Source organism: Geminicoccus sp. (genome assembly GCF_036263595.1).
Lineage (GTDB): Bacteria > Pseudomonadota > Alphaproteobacteria > Geminicoccales > Geminicoccaceae > Geminicoccus.
Genome location: NZ_DATAGQ010000136.1, coordinates 1 through 15,597, shown reverse-complemented (window position 1 = coordinate 15,597; position 15,597 = coordinate 1). Strand labels below are relative to the sequence as shown.

General features: G+C 63.4%; 11 protein-coding genes. 6 read left to right on the top strand and 5 right to left on the bottom strand.

What is annotated here, in order from left to right; all coding sequences use genetic code 11:
• Position 1: 1 nt before the first annotated feature.
• The 5 genes from VHL31_RS13085 to VHL31_RS13065 form a co-directional block, all read right to left on the bottom strand.
• Positions 2–1,285: a hypothetical protein gene (locus tag VHL31_RS13085; protein ID WP_329661662.1), complete on the bottom strand. Its 1,284-nt coding sequence runs from the start codon at positions 1,283–1,285 to the stop codon at positions 2–4.
• Positions 1,286–1,473: 188 nt separating this feature from the next.
• The gene (locus tag VHL31_RS13080) at positions 1,474–4,347 is read right to left on the bottom strand and encodes a M16 family metallopeptidase (RefSeq protein ID WP_329661661.1); all 2,874 of its coding nucleotides are present in this window, start codon (positions 4,345–4,347) and stop codon (positions 1,474–1,476) included.
• A gap of 93 nt (positions 4,348–4,440) precedes the next feature.
• On the bottom strand, positions 4,441–5,223 hold the full coding sequence (xth, locus tag VHL31_RS13075; protein ID WP_349262431.1) for an exodeoxyribonuclease III: 783 nt from the start codon (positions 5,221–5,223) through the stop codon (positions 4,441–4,443).
• A gap of 41 nt (positions 5,224–5,264) precedes the next feature.
• The gene (locus VHL31_RS13070; RefSeq protein ID WP_329661659.1) at positions 5,265–6,584 is read right to left on the bottom strand and encodes a glycosyltransferase; all 1,320 of its coding nucleotides are present in this window, start codon (positions 6,582–6,584) and stop codon (positions 5,265–5,267) included.
• A gap of 15 nt (positions 6,585–6,599) precedes the next feature.
• Positions 6,600–7,874 carry a nucleotide sugar dehydrogenase gene (locus VHL31_RS13065; protein WP_329661658.1) on the bottom strand — a complete coding sequence of 425 codons (1,275 nt, stop codon included), beginning with the start codon at positions 7,872–7,874 and terminating at the stop codon, positions 6,600–6,602.
• Positions 7,875–8,466: 592 nt separating this feature from the next.
• Here VHL31_RS13065 and VHL31_RS13060 point away from each other — a divergent pair.
• From VHL31_RS13060 to VHL31_RS13035, 6 genes are all read left to right on the top strand, one after another.
• Positions 8,467–9,759, top strand: a complete 1,293-nt coding sequence (locus tag VHL31_RS13060; protein WP_329661657.1) for a tyrosine-type recombinase/integrase — start codon at positions 8,467–8,469, stop codon at positions 9,757–9,759.
• A gap of 51 nt (positions 9,760–9,810) precedes the next feature.
• Entirely contained in the window at positions 9,811–10,566 is a 756-nt protein-coding gene (locus VHL31_RS13055; protein WP_329661656.1) for a hypothetical protein, read from the top strand.
• Between the two features lie 361 nt (positions 10,567–10,927).
• Positions 10,928–12,037, top strand: a complete 1,110-nt coding sequence (locus VHL31_RS13050; RefSeq protein WP_329661655.1) for a PriCT-2 domain-containing protein — start codon at positions 10,928–10,930, stop codon at positions 12,035–12,037.
• The gene (locus VHL31_RS13045; RefSeq protein ID WP_329661654.1) at positions 12,030–13,517 is read left to right on the top strand and encodes a phage/plasmid primase, P4 family; all 1,488 of its coding nucleotides are present in this window, start codon (positions 12,030–12,032) and stop codon (positions 13,515–13,517) included. The genes VHL31_RS13050 and VHL31_RS13045 overlap by 8 nt, the downstream gene beginning before the upstream one ends.
• Positions 13,514–13,966 carry a hypothetical protein gene (locus tag VHL31_RS13040; protein WP_329661653.1) on the top strand — a complete coding sequence of 151 codons (453 nt, stop codon included), beginning with the start codon at positions 13,514–13,516 and terminating at the stop codon, positions 13,964–13,966. The genes VHL31_RS13045 and VHL31_RS13040 overlap by 4 nt, the downstream gene beginning before the upstream one ends.
• 74 nt (positions 13,967–14,040) lie before the next feature.
• Positions 14,041–14,691: a hypothetical protein gene (locus VHL31_RS13035; RefSeq protein WP_329661652.1), complete on the top strand. Its 651-nt coding sequence runs from the start codon at positions 14,041–14,043 to the stop codon at positions 14,689–14,691.
• Positions 14,692–15,597 lie beyond the last annotated feature (906 nt).

Below are 15,597 nucleotides of genomic sequence, written 5' to 3'. Positions count from 1 at the left end.
CTCAACGTGCAGGCCCGGGCGCCTCCACGAGCGTCTTGACGATCCGGTACTTGCCGCTGGGCTCCGCTGCGATCGTGGGGACCAACTCTATCCCTACATCGACGCCGGGGAGCACGGGCGCCAGCGCGTTGCGAAGTGCTGCCTCGCTCTCCGCGCCGAAGTCGGCACCGGGGACGATCCTGAGCTCGATTCGGCGAGGTTCCGTCTGCACGAACTGGTACTGCCGCATGCCCTCGACGGCTTCGACGGCACAGGTAAGCGTATAGGGCGGCAGCATGTTGCCGTCCGGCAGCTGGAGATAATCAACGCTGCGTCCGAGCGTCGGCCGGATCAGCGGAAGGCCGCGCCCGCAAGGGCAGCGCTCGCTGAGCAGCATACCGGTGTCGCCGACCTGGTAGCGGAGGAGCGGCATGGCCCGATTGTAGAGCGGGGTCAGCAGCACCTTGCCTGCGTCGCCCGGCGGGTCGACCTCGAACAGGATCCAGTCAGCGTTCAGGTGGTGGCCGGCATGGGCCGGGCATTCCCAGGCGACCTCCTTCACCTCCGTGCAGCCATACACGTCGAACACCGGCGCCTTGAAGCCATCCTCGATCGCACGCCGGGTGAAGGGATCCAGCAGTTCCCCCGACGTGAAGATCATTCTCGGCCGCAGGCTTCCCTGGGCGGCCTCGGCGAGTCTCACGAAATAGCCGGGGAACCCGTAATAGGCCTCGGCCGCAAAGCGCTGAGCACCCGGCAGGATCTCGGCAATCGGCCGGTGGATGGAGAAGGTATGTGTCCGCTTGCCGGCAGGTGCCTCTAGGGCCGTGCCGCCATCCTCTTGGAAGAGTGCCACCTTGTGCCAGGGCTGAAGGCCGCAGGCCCGCCGGGCCCTAAGCTTCACGAGGTACTTCGCGTGCACCCAGGCACGTTCGTCGAAGTAGCTGGTGGTGCGCCGGCCGGTCGAGCCCGAAGTCATCGACTCCCGCAGCTGATTCCGCGGGAAATTGTCGGCCAGCAGCCCATCCGGGGCCCGCAGGTCTTCACGGGTGGTGATCGGCAGCTTGCGAAAATCATCGAGCGAGCGGATGTCCCTTGGCTGGATGCCCAAGGCGGCGAAGCGCTGCCGGTAGAGTGGCGAATGCGCGGCAGCCTGCTCGATGGTTTGTTGCAGCCGCTGCCACTGCAGCGCCTGCACCCGTTCCGGCGAAAGCCACTGCGCCCTCTCCAGGCTCGGGTAGCTGACCAGACCCCGCCCGAGTTCCGCCGCACGCATCAGCAAGGACGGACCGCCAGCTGCAGACATTCGACGCTCCTCAATTGTTCATCGCAGCGCCCGTTCACCGGACAGCCGGCCTATCTACAGCTCTTGGCTGAAGAACTCGCTCAGGACGCTTCCATCCCTGCTCGTGCCGAGGAACGCGCAGGACGCAAGAACATCAGGATGCCCGCGGGAGCAAGCGTCTCGCCCAGTTGCGGAGCAAGCATGGCCACTCACTCGGTGGGTGCTGGCAGGATCAGCACGCGCAGCGCGCGGTCGTTCACGAGATACTGCCGCGCCAAATCGTTGATGCTCCCGACCGTATGCGCCGACAGATCGGCCTTGGCCGTTCGGACCGCTTCCAGACGATCAGGAAACTGGTGCATGCCGAGCAGCACGGCATAGGCCCACCAGCGGTTGGACTGCCTGACCGCTTCGACCTCGGCCAAACGCGGCTTTACCGCGCGCTCCAGTTCGTCGGCCGTGACCCCCTCCTCCCGAAGCCCGCGAGCAATGTCGACCGTCTCCTGCAGGGTTTCCCTGGCGTGGTCGGTCTGCAGGTCCACCGAGGCTGCAAGGTAGCCGAAGCCGGGCAGGGTGGCGGACGAGCCGTTGCTTACTTCTGGCGAATAGCTGGCGCCCTCCGCATCCCGGACGGCTTGGAGCAGCCGGTCGGAGAAGATGTCGGCCAGAATGTCCAGGCCACGATCGCGCCGGCGGTCCCTGCTGTCGGTGGTGGGCCAGAACACGGTGGAGATCGCCTGATCGCGCTGGCCGTGGTGGTAGAACTCCACCGGCTCGGCCCGGCTTGGCAGGCGGATGGTGGGCGGCTGGACAGGATCGACCTGCCCACGATCGGGAAGGGCGCCAAAGGTCTCAGCGACCAGCTTGGTTGCCGTCTCGCGCTCGATGTCGCCCACGAGCACGACCTGGAGCGGGCCGGACTTCAGGCCCGGCTCCATCCAGGTGCGCAGCTCGTCCAGCGTGCGCTCGGCTATCTCCTGTTCGGGCGGCAGCGCGAACCGTGGGTCGCCGTCATGGATCAGGAGGGCCACCGGTCCACTGAACTGCCCGCTCGGCGTCGCGTCCATGGCGCGGTAGGTATCGGCCATGGCTTGGCGGAAACGCACGAGGGCATCGGGATTGAAGGCCGGGTCGGTAAGGTAGGCCGCCATCAGCCGGAGCTGGTCGGGCAGATCGGTGCGGGTGGTGGAGCCGGTCAGCACGAACGAGGTATCGGCCGGCTGCAGGTCGACGCCTACCTGCTTGGCAGCGAAGATGCGCTCGATCTGGTCGATGTCGTGGCGTCCGAGGCCGCCAGCGATGAAGCCCGCCTTTGCCAGCATGCTGAGGCCCGGCTGGTCCTTCGGCATGGAGAAGACGCCCGAGCCGAACCGGACGGCGACCTGGATCCGGTCGGCTTCCAGCTTGGTGGGCTTCATGTCGAGCTGGACACCGTTCGCGAATTGGAGCGAGGAGATGCCGAGATCCTGGATGGTCTCGCGTCCGGTGACCGTGCCGGGCGTGCCGAAGTCCTGGTAGGCGAACGGCGGCAGTGCCGCCTGTTCGGGCGGCTTCACCTCGACCGCACGGCTCTGTTGGTAGACGGAAAGAATCCGTTCGCGGGTATTTTCCAGCGGGAAGGAGCCGGTCAGCATCACCTTGGGCTCGTCCGCGCCCCAGGCTGCCTTCAGCGCTTCCAGGGCACGCTCCGGCGTCACGGTCGCGGCCGTGCGCTCCAGCAGGTCCAGGTCCGACTGGGCGCTCGTGAACACGCCCTCGTCCATGATCGTTGCGACCAGCGCCTCGGCCTGACGGGCCGACTCCACGGTCATGGATGCGGCGAGGCGGGCCTGGAAGTCGCTGCGCAGGATGCCGATCGCGGTTTCCAGCTCCTGCTGGCTGAAGCCGAACTGGAGAACGCGCCGCAACTCCTGCTCGGCCACCGTCAGCGCCTGCTCCCATTGTTCTGGGGTCGTCTGCAGGGTGACGCCGCTGATGCGTGCCATCGGCTCCATCGGCGCGCTCCAGGCATCACCGTCGGTAAAGACGGCACCGGGGGTGAGCGCCCGGCTCTGCAGCCGGCGGCTCAGCATCATGTTGGCGAGGTGGTCGACCAGGCGGCGGTCGACGCGCTCCAGGCTGTCCGGCTCCTGCGGCTCGGGCTTCGAGCGCATGAGCGCCACGGTCGTGGGCAGGCCGGGGTCCATGAAGTAGAGTGCGTCGGCACCCTCGTGGTCGAGCTGGCCCAGGTCAGGCGCGGCAAAGGGCGCATCCGGCTTGGCAAACTGGCCGAAATGCTTCTGCAGGATTGGCTCGACCGCCTGCGGCTCGACATCGCCGGCTACCACCATGACCATTCGGTCGGTCCGGTAGTTCGCGCGGTAGAACGCCTCGAAGTCTGCCTGATCGGCCGTGCGGATCACCTGCTCGTCGCCGATCGGCAGGCGGTCGGGATAGAGCGTGCCGTCCAGCATGAAGGCCAGCATGGCGTCGGTTTGGCGGGCGAACGGCGTGTTGCGCAGGCGCCGTTCCGATTCGATGACGCCGCGCTCGGTGTCGATCTCGGCGGGCGGGAAGGTCAGGTTGCCGGCGACCTCGCTCAGCATGAACAAGCCGCTGTCCACCAACTCGGCACCGTTGCCGGGTAGTTCCAGCATGTAGACCGTGCTGTCGAAGCCGGTGCGTGCGTTGGTGTCGGCGCCGAACGCCATGCCCTGGCGCTGCAGGAAGCGGACGAACTCGCCAGGCTGGACGTTCTTCGAGCCCTTGAACGCCATGTGCTCCAGGAAATGGGCAAGGCCACGCTGGTCCTCCCGTTCCATCAGCGAGCCAGCCTCGACCAGGAGGCGCAGGCTCACGCGTCCTGGCGGCGTGCGGTTGGGCATGATGACGTAGCGCAGGCCGTTGGGCAGGCTGCCCCAGGTGACAGTGGGATCCACGACCAGGGGCGGCTCACCCGTACGCGGCCAGGGCTCCGGGTCGCTGGCCTGCGCGGAGACCGCGACGAGTACGAGGACCAGCACCGCGACGAGCCTGCATGCGGCATGGACGGTCCAGGAGGTCCCTTGGACGGCAGCCGTCCGCGTGAGGATCAACAGGTTCATGGATGGCCCGTGTGTTCGGAGCTTGATCGCTCCATGCTCTTTTCAGGTAAGGACATGGGCCGCAAGCATCGTCTGCCCTGGCAGGCGGCAGGTCTAGCGTCGCACGGGACGCAACGTGATCCAGGCGGGTGCATGATCGCTGGCACCCTCGCAGCCGCGCTGGTCACGATCCACCCCTGCTTCCAGCAGGTTGGGGGCCAGAGCCGGGCTCAAGAGGAGGTGGTCGAGCCTGAGGCCGGCATCCCGCTCCCAGCGGCGGCGCATGTAGTCCCAGAAGGTGTACATGGGCCGGTCGGGGTGAAGCGCCCGGATCGCATCGATCCAGCCGCTCTCCACGAGGCGTGCGAAACGCGCCCTGGCTTCGGGCTGGATCAGGGCGTCCTTCCCCCAGGAGCGTGTGGCGTAGATGTCGAGGTCAGTTGGGGTCACGTTGTAGTCGCCGGCCAGCACGGCGGGCACGGACTGTGCGGCAAGGTCGGCGGCATGGAGGAGGAGGCGGTTCATCCAGGCGAGCTTGCGCTCGAACTTCAGTCCCGGCTGCGGATTGCCGTTGGGGGCGTAGAGCGAGGCGACAAGGATGCCTTCGACGGCCGCCTCGATGTAGCGGTTTTCCTGATCATCAGGATCGCCCGGCAGATCCTTGCGGGTCAGGATCGGCTCGGCGCCCTTCGCCAGGATGGCGACGCCATTCCAGCTCTTCTGCCCGTGCCAGACGGCACCGTAGCCGGCATCAGCGATGGCCTTGGCCGGGAAGCACTCGTCCGGTGCCTTCAGCTCCTGGAGGCAGACCACGTCCGGGGACGTGTCGCGCAGCCAATCCAGGAGCCGGGGCAGGCGGCGGACGATGCCGTTGATGTTGAAGGTAGCGATCCGCAGGCTGGGCGGTTCGGCCGGACGCCGCTTGACCGGCATCGAGGTCAGGCTGAGACCAGCGGCCTCGCTTCAACAGTCCCGCGCTTGGCCTTCAGCGCGTTCAGCATGTTCGTCTCCAGCTCCAGCCAGTGGGCTTCCCAGGTCCAGTGCTGCTCGACATAGCGCCGCGCCGCCTGACCCAGCTCGGAAGCGCGCGCCTCGTCCTTCAGCAGCGCCACGACCTCGCGCGCGAAGTCATCGGGCTTGTCCGCGATGATCAGGTGCTCGCCAGGCGTCGCGCGAATGCCCTCGTTGGCGACGGTGGTCGCCACCGTGGGCTTGGCCATTGCCAGGAATTCCAGGAGCTTGTTCTGCATGCCGGCACCGGCCATGACCGGGTTCACGCAGACCGCAGCGCGCGCGATGTAGTCGGCGGGATCCGGCACTTCGCCGGTCACGGTGATGCCAGGACGGCTGCCCAGCGCCTGCACGGAAGGCCGCGGATTGCGGCCGACGATCAGGAGGCGCGCGTCCGGCACGGCGGCACGGATCTTCTCGAACACGTTGCCGGCAAACCAGATCGCGGCGTTCGCGTTGGTGTTGGTGCCCATCGCACCGGAGAAGACCAGCGTGTTGGGCTCGACCACGTCGCGCCCGCGCGGCACGTAGCGGGTAATGTCCACGCCATGCGCGCCGAACACCCAGTTGCTCACCTCGGGCTGCCCGTACTCGCGGCAGGCCTGCTTGACCTCCTCGACATCGGCTTCACCGATCAGGACCACACGGTCGAAGTCCTGCCAGACATGCGCCTCGTAGCGGCGAACCAGCTTGCTCTCTGTCGAGAAGATCAGCTTGTCGCGCAGCGTGGTGAAGGTTTCCATCATCCGGCGGGTGTTCAGCGACTGCGACACCTGCATGGCCAGGAAGGTGACGGCATTACCTCTGGGTAAGCCACGAATGCTCTCGGCACCACGGATCGTGTAGCAGTAGACGACGTCCGCCTCGCCCTTGGCCAGGATGTCTCGCACCGCTTCCCGCTGCTGGGGGTTGCTGAACCAGCCGACCTGGAGCGGCAGCTTCTTCGCCAAGCCCTGTGCCATGCCGATCAGGCTGCGGCGCTTGCCCTGGGGCAGGATGGTGAGCTTGCGGCAGTGCGCCTTGAGCCAGGATTCATGCTCGGGCTTCAGCGCCTCGCCGTCATCGAGTGTCAGCAGATCGACCTGGTGGCCGCGCGCCTTCAGAAAGGCGATCAGGTGGGCCACGGTCATCTGGTCCGCGCGCTTCATCGGCAGCGGCAGGCGACCATAGACGATCGTGATCCGGAAGGTCTCCTTCGTAGGCTCGACCTCCATGGTCATCGGCAGGCCGGACTTACCCTGCACCATGATCGTACTGCCTTCTCAGAGACGATGGATCGGGAAGACAGGCACGGAGCTGCCGAGCCGGTCGACAACACCCGGCATGGCCTTGCCGACCACGACGAGGTCCGCCGCGGCCGCGGCTGCAGCGACGTCTTGCACCAGGATGCTCGACAGATGCGGGAGGTGCTCCTGCACGTAGCGCCGGTTGGCGCCGACCAGTGCGTCGGTCTTGAGATCCGGGTCGTAGATGGAGAGCTTGTAGCCCTTGCCGATCAGGTGCTCGGCCAGATCGAGCAGCGGACTTTCGCGCAGATCGTCCGTGTCGCTCTTGAAGGTCAGGCCCAGCAGCAGGATCCGGCCGCCCACCGCCACGCGCTTGCCCACTTCCTGCACGAGGAAGCTCTTGTGGCTCGCGTTGCTGGCGAGGATGTGTTCCATCACTGGAGCGCTCACCCCGTTGTCGCGCATGCAGGCCGCCAGCGCGCGGACATCCTTGGGCAGGCAGGATCCGCCGAACGGAGCACCCGGCCGCAGGTAGTAGGGCGAGATGTTCAGCTTCGTGTCGGAGAGGAAGATCTCCATGACCCGCTGCGGCGCCATGTCCAGCGACAGTGCCAGCCGCCCGATCTCATTGGCGTAGGCTACTTTCAGGGCATGAAAGCTGTTGTCAGCATATTTCACCATCTCGGCTACCGAGAACGACACCTCGAACAGAGGCGCGTCGAGGCCATCGCAGATGCCGAGCATCCGCTTGGCGGTGCCAGGGGCCCGTTCGCCAATGACGGTTTTTGGCGGCGCGAAATAGTCTGCGATCGCCGTGCCTTCACGCAGGAACTCCGGGTTGTAGGCCACCTCGTAGCGACCACCCGGCGCCTCGCCGGCCGTCTCCAGCAAGTTCGGCAGCACCACATTGTCCATCGAGCCCGGCAGCATCGTGCTGCGGAACACGAGCAGGATCGGCGGAAGGGACGGATCGCGTCGGCGCACCGCCTCGCCCATCTGCCGCGCGATCTTGACCACGAACGACAAGTCCAACGAGCCGTTGGGCTTGCTGGGGGTGCCGACGCAGATCAGGGCCATGTGCGCGTCCAGCACATGGTCGCCGACGTCGGTAGCACCGACTAGCCGACCATCGGCATGGCCCATCCGCAGGAAATCGCCCACGCTTGGTTCATGGATCGGCGATTCGCCCGCCGAAATCGCTGCTGCCTTGTCGGGACTGATGTCGACGCCGACGATCGCATGGCCTTCGCGTAGCAGGCAGGCGGCCACCGTCGCACCGACATATCCGAACCCACAGACAATGATCTTCATGCGCAGATCCACTCCAGGAGGCACGACCTGACAGCGCCGGCCTTCAACCGCCGCTGTCCCTGGCCATCGCCCCGCCCGACGAACATTCGCGCGGGCACAACAAATCGCCGCGCCCGGTCCACCCTGCAAGCCCACCATGGACCTGCACGGGCGCCAGCCACGTTCGCTCAAGATGGCTCGCCGTCTGGGCCAGCGCCAGCGGCCGGCGGACATCTTGGTCGCGGCTCCGTTTGCCGGCACCCTCTGTCGACAGTAAAGGATAAATTTGGACGAAAGACACGCCGCTGAACGACACCGTACCCGTGTGTCCAGACCAAGGCATGCGGGATGGGGCAGCAGGACGTATGAAGCGAGGAAGGCCGGTGGTGGAGCCGATCGGGATCGAACCGACGACCTCTAGAGTGCGATTACAGAGGTTACTCGTTACTGGAGCTTTCTGAGGTTTGCCATAGCCTCCATAAGCAGCTGAAATCTAATGACAAAAGGCACTAGGTAATCTAGAGGTAACAGCAGAAATTGCCTCAAATTACCGCCTGGGGCTTCCACGGGGCTTCCATCCACAAGATCGTGAGGCCCAGGAAGCGGGGATGTCATGTCAAAGCTGGGTCAGAAGCTGGTAGAGAGCCTTCGGGCCCAACCTAAGGAATACTTCGTCTGGGACGACGATCTAAAGGGACTAGGCGTCCGGGTCCGGCCGAGCGGGCGGAAGTTCTGGGTCTTCCAGGCACGGTTGCGGGGGCAACGCGGCGGATCTACTCGTAGGATCGTCCTGGGTGAGGCCGGGGTCCTGAAGGCCGAGGAGGCCCGAGTCGCGGTACGTCGATATATTGCAGCGCTTGATCGTGGCGAAGACCCAGCTGCCGAACGCGACGCTGCTAAGGCAGACTTAACTGTCGTCCAGCTGATTGATCGCTGGATTGAGGCCGGCTGCCCGCGTGCGAAGCCTGGCCGAGTGGGTGGCGCATTTCTCAAGGCCGGTACGGCTCAGACTTACTGCAGCGGTATGCGCCACCATGTCGCACCTCTGATAGGCAAGTTAAAGCTCGGGAAATTGACCCGAGCCGACATCGAACGGATGCAGCGGAGGATCGCCCAGGGTGAAACCGCAGCTGATCCGGTGGCAAGTGGAAAGGCCAGGGGTCGCATCCTTCTCTCGGGAGGTGAAGGGATCGCCGGCCGCATTACGGCATACTTCGCAGCCGTCCTAACCTGGGGCGTGCGCGAGGGCCTTCTGGTCCGGAACCCGGCTGAAAAGGTTCACGTCATCCCGGCCAAACGACGGGAACGATACCTGTCAGCTGATGAGGTGGAAAGGCTTGGCGGCGCGCTGGCTCTAGCGGAGAGCCGAGGCATGTCCCGAACCTTCACTAACGCAATCCGCCTCATCACGCTGACTGGTTGTCGAAAGTCAGAAGCGCTCACCTTGCGGTGGCAAGATGTGGATCTTCAAGCCGGTTGCCTACGTCTGCCAGACTCTAAGTCTGGAGCAAAGTTGCTTCCGCTCACAACGGCAGCCCGTACCTTTCTGGCGAATCTTCCACGGGTGGTGAATGAGCGCGACCAGTTGTCGCCATGGGTCTATCCCGCTGCCCGCGGTGATGGGCCTGCTGTTGGGATCACCAAAGCATTCGACCGAGTACGCAAGCTTGCCAGCTTCGGTGACGACGTGACCCTGCATGTGCTCCGTCACTCGTTTGCCAGCGCAGCAGTCGCCGCCGGCGGATCATTGTTCCTGGTTGGGAAGGCGTTGGGACACAGCAATACGGCTACAACCGAGCGGTACAGCCACGTTGCGTTGGATCCAGTCCATGCCGTGGTCGAGTTGGGCGGCCAGAAGATCGCGACGGCGCTTGAGGCGGGCGAAGCCAAACAGCGCTGCAGGTAGATCCGGCCGTTGGCTGAGTACAGTGAGTGATCGCATTGGCAGAAGAAAGCAATGAACTCTAACCCGGAACGACGACGTGTACATCCCTACTCAATGAGGGCATCGCAGCTAGACTGGCATGCGGCATTCATTGGAACATCGGTCGTAAATGGCGTAGAGGCTGAAATGCTCACAAGCGATCCTGAGCATAAAGCTCGTTTCTTCCGAGAGTTCTCGGAACGGGTACAGAGGGCAGATGAATATAGAATCAGTATTAAGAAGCTTGATCTTTTTGAAGAAGCAGCCTTGAAACTTGGTATATCTCCGTGGGATGCTGATCCTTTTGATTTTGACATCAGACTATTCCGGCTATTCGGATACATGGCGAATCAGTATGAATATTTAGTTGTGCAAAACAATGCTCGTGCTCCCGTCATCCTGGAGGTAATGCGGCGCCGATTAATGAAACTGAACAAGGACACGAGGTGCATGCTTTTGTTTGGGCCCTACGCATTCTGGCTCCTTACAAAAACGGCTCCCAGCCCAAAGCCGGCACACCGTCCCACAACCAAGGAGAGTCCAGCGCGAGCGGCTGCTATTGAAATAGCAGTCGAGTTCATGGTGCTCGCCAAGGAAGGTTTCCTTTCGGATTCGTTACCCTATTCGACCGTTCCCAAGCTGTTCGGCGTAGATCGGCGCACCGTACAGCGGTGGGTAGCTCCGGAACTAAACCGATCCGGCTCGCGCTACGAGCGGGTCCTCAAGATGTACCCGGACCCGCTTACCTGCTTGCTGAATGCAGCCGCTGCCTATCGCCGCTCCCCATGACAAAAAGCCTTCTGTTCTTGTCAAATTACGAACCACAGTAATCCTCCATACACTTTCCGTCGGTTCTCGCACTTTCTAGAGATGGAGCGACCGACGTGAAAACTGCTGACATCCCAGTTCCTGCTCCTCGTGTTACTGCCAATGATGTACCGCGGCAGGCAATGTACATGCGCCGAGATGCGGCTTCGCAATACTTAGCCGGTGTCTGGGGTATCCAGCGGAAGCCTGCAACTCTCGCTAAACTTGCATGTGTCGGTGGCGGTCCAAGCTTCGTGAAGGCTGGACGGTTCCCACTCTACAGGCCGGCTGACCTCGACGCTTGGGCACGTGATTTGATCGGCGACACAGCTGACGTTGTCCGATGACGCGGCCGATGATGGACTGCCTGATTGCGCCCTCGCGCCCTCTCACGCCAAGCGATGGCGGTTTGCTGCACGATATCTCCGGGATGTCCAACGGAGACGAGTTCAATGATCGTGGCGAGGGACCGACAGTGGGTGGCAGCAAGGCAGATCCTGCTGCCCCGCCCACTCAAGCTGAAGCTATACCTTCTTGGTGCTTCGGCAGCGTAGCGCCGAGGCTTGAAGCGAATGGCTTCCAGTCCATCCCTATCTCGCTGCCCGACCCGTGCGAACCAAACGGCGGCAAGAAGCCCGCGGTTGCCAACTGGCGGGAGCCGCGGCCGGTCGCGACGCGGCTCCGAGCCTTCGGTCGATGCGGCGTTGGCCTACTGACAGACAGAAACCCCGCTGTTGACATCGATGTTCGGGACCCAGAGCTGGCTGACGAGATCGACCGGGCTGTTGTCGCACTGGCCGGTGATGCGCCGGTCCGCTTCGGCGCTGCGCCCAAACGATTGCGTCTCTTTCGAACGGACTCGCCGTTCTCGAAGCTGGCGACGGTCGAGTACGTCCTGCCCGGCGATCAGCCAGACAATAAGCTGCATAGAGTCGAGATCCTGTGCGCTGGCGCGCAGTTCGTGGCGTTTGGCATCCATCCCGGCACCGGCCGGCCCTACAGCTGGCCCTTCGACTCGCCCCTCGATCTCGAATGGCAGGATCTGCCCCTCCTCACCGAGCAGATGGCGCGCAGGATCATCGGAATGGCCCATGAAATGTTCTGCCGCGCTGGCGGACAAGCCCGCGGCCGCTCGCTGCAGAAGCCGCGTGGGCGCGCCAGCGCCTCGTCTCTGCTGAGGCCGAGGCCGGCGCGTAGCCTGCAGGAGGTCGACCAGGTCCTACGAGCCATCCGGTCGATCGACCCTAACGGCCTAGTCTACGATGCATGGGTGGCTGTCGGCTACGGCCTGAAGGCTGCTCTTCCCGAGCACGGACTGGGCGTCTGGCTGGCATGGTCGCGCCAGTCGGCGAAGGACCGGCCGGACTACACCATGAAGACCTGGAACGGGATCCGACCTACTCGCTGCGGATGGCGGTACGTCCTCAAGCTGGCGGGGATCTGCCATGACTGACAAGGAACTGCTGCCGAAGGACGATCCGAACGATGACCAGTTCGAAGCCGCCATGGCCGACATGGTGGGCAAGTCCGGGCTGGAGGAGGCTGCCGAGCGCGCCCGTGCCGGTGCCCAGGCTGATGGCATGCCCGAGGTGCTGCCGCCAGCTTTTGCCCATGACAGCCTTGCACTTGAGTTGGGTGCGATCTGGGACGGCGAGGCGCTGTATGTGCCGCTGTTCGGCAAGTGGTTGTTCTGGACCGGCACGCACTGGCAGATTGATGAGCGGCTGGAACATCTGACCCGGACACGGACCTTCATCCGCGCCAAGGTCGAGCAGTGCCCAGGGCTGCCGGACAAGGCTAAGAACGAGGCACTCAAGGGAACGACGATCGCGGCGGTGGCGAACCTCTGGCGCTCGAACGAGGGGATAGCTGCCCTGCCGGGTGACTTCGACTGCGACCCGTACCTCCTGGGTACACCAGGTGGCACGGTGGATCTGCGGGACGGGCAGCTACGTAAGCCGGATCCGGCCGAGCGGATCAGCAAGTTGACGGCCGTCGCACCGGCCGGGCCGGGCACGCCGGCGCCGGTATTCGAGGCCTTCCTTGAGCGGATCTTCCGCCACGACCTGGACCTCATCCCGTTCGTCAGGCGCGCCCTAGGCTACGCCCTGATCGGCAAGGCGATCGAACACGTCCTGCTTTTTGCGTGGGGCATGGGCGGTAACGGGAAGGGAGTCCTCTTCAACACCTGCAGCCGGCTGCTGGGCAGGTACGCCGCGACAGCACCGCCTGATCTCCTCCTCGAGAGCCGGAGCGAGCGTCATCCCACTGACATGGCGATGCTCCAAGGTGCCCGGCTGGTGATCGCCTCCGAACTCTCGCCCGGCAAGCCCTGGGACGAGCCGAAACTGAAGGGCCTGACCGGTGGAGATCCCATCACCGCTCGGTATATGAGGCAAGACTTCTTCACCTTCGAGCCTGCCTTCACGCTTTTCGTGGCAGGGAACACGAAGCCCAGCTTCCGCGGCGTGGACGAGGCCATCCGCCGGCGCGTGCTGCTCCTGCCCTTCCTGCAGAACATCCCCAAGGAGGAGCGCGATCCGGACCTGCCCGATAAGCTGAAGGCAGAATGGCCGGCCATTCTGCGCTGGCTGATCGACGGCTGCCTGGAATGGCAGAAGGTCGGGCTGCAGCCGCCGGACAGTGTCCGCGCCGCCACCGAAGATTACCTTGGCGCAGAAGACATGCTGGGCCAGTGGCTGGACGAGCGCTGCGTGCTCTCAGCAAGGATCGGATGGTCCTCGTTGCAGACCTTGTTCGCCGACTGGAAGTCTTGGTCGGAAGAGCGCGGCCAGCATCCGGGCACGGCCAGTGGTCTAGGCAGGAAGCTCGATGAGCGTGGCCACCAGCGCAAGCGCGAGGCGGTGGGCATGGGTTTCGTTGGGATCGGGCTGAAAGAGCCGCCTCATAGCAGCTGGGAGGAGCGCCTATGAGAGTAGCTGTCTCGCACAGCCGCCCTCAGGCGGCCAATGCCGAAAATGTCGATTTTGATCGTTTTCGTATTATCGACCGTACGCGCGCGCGCATGCGCAATACGTCTCATAATGGCGAAACCGACAGAATCAGCATCAGCGGCACGAATGCTGCGGACGATGCGCTGAGCATGCTCTCGCAGCTTACCGACATCGGGATCGAGGTGCGGATCGAGCATGGCTCACTGATGCTGCGCGGCCATGGAGCCCGGCCTCCACCCGACCTGCTCGAGCGGGTGCGGGCTCACAAGCGTCAGTTGCTCATGCTCCTCGACGGCTCCACCTGCCGCTTATGCCAGCGGGCGGTGGACTGGCGGCACTCGGCGGCCGTGGCGCTGGCAGACGGGACGAGCGTGCACCACGAGTGCCGGTCATCTTCTCCAACTCGTAGGCTGCCAGCTACAGCCTGAAGTAATCATCAGGCTCAACGACCTGATTGTGAACACGTGAGCCCGCAAGGCTTTGAGAGGTAAGGAAAATCAGGATGCTACGGTTCCAGGATGACAGGCACAGGCGAATTGTGGATCGATTGGCTGCAGAACTTTATGCCAAAGCCAATCCAGAACCGCGGGCGCTGCTCTTTCATGCCGCGGCTGGCGACGTCGAAGCAGTTCGAGAGCTGTCGTTCTTCTACCGGAGATGCATCGATCTGTTTGTACAATGGATTTACCTTATGGGGCTCCCGGAAAATTGCCTGAGGCTGGCTCTGGCAGATGGCTGGCACAACAGCCACAAGAAGATCTTGCAGCGGACGAAGACGCGAGCCGAACTCGTGCGCTGGTTCCGTGCTGCCAACTATCAGAACTCGATGCTTCCTGATGAGTTGACCATCTGGCGAGGAACCTCTGGTGCGTCGCAGCAATCCGCCGCCTGGGGATACTCCTGGAGCACCAATCGTAGCACCGCCGCCTGGTTCGCAATGAGGCACCCGCAGCGGGGCACTCCGCTGGTCCTCCGCCGGACCATCAAGCGTTCAGAGGTGCTCTACTACTCGAACTACATGCACGAGAGCGAATGCGTCGTTGCTACTTGGGGACCGTGTGCCGTGGATGGTGACCTTGTCGAATGGAAGGAACTTGCCAGTGCGGAGCAGACCAGAGTGGAACTGGCTCCTTATATGGCCCTGGCCGCTTGAGCCGCTGGTGCACGCCGACCCGGTGGTCTTGCCAGGGAGGGGGGTAGTGCAATCCTTCCAGCCCGCCACTCAAGGACCGCATTGGCCTCATCATCTCCCTACCTTCGTGAATCGGAGAAAAGTTAGCTTTGGCTAAGCTTTGACCCTCCGAACATGCAGAATTTGATCGCGAGAAACCGACCAACCCGTTGAAAAACTAGGCTTCCTGCTCTTGTTGTATCGGCGATCTGCGACGATATGCGCTCCATCAGCATACCCGTGGAAGCGCCCTGCTAAGACAAATAAACCATTATTTGGTAGGTTTTTCATTGGTCGTAGACCCAATCGAGTCATGAAAGTGGCTTTTGTCTATATACTTCAATATATATTGCTCGTTACTGAGAAGATTTGCGGCAAGGCAGTTATAATACAACAGAATAATGCGGACGCAGGGCAAAGAACTTCCAACTACTTGCTCTTGCATTATACACAATTAATTTGTATATTGCAAGACAGGGGCCGAAGGTGGCCAGGGAGAGATCAGATGTTCACCAGGAATACTGCCGCAAAGACGGAGCTCGAAAAGTTGATAGCGGACCCCATGACGGTCGCTCGCGACCGGTTCGACCATGCGCGACTTCGCCATCGAGAGGCCGTTGAACGTCTTGAGGCGGCCAGGATTGCCGAAGACCTTGTCGGCATGAACGATGGCAGTGCGGTGGCGCCGGCCATCCAGGCGCGGACGGAACCCTTTGTTGGAGCCAGCAAGGCCCGCATCAGCCAGTTGAGACTGCCGCGAAACCCTGGCCTTGGCCGTGCTGCTGTGATTCGATCCTGCCCATCAGGATGGGAGGCGGCCGATAGTACGCAAGGCGGTGGGTCAGGTGAGCCTGGTGGAAGCCCTGTTGCCGGCGGCCTTTGGCAGCA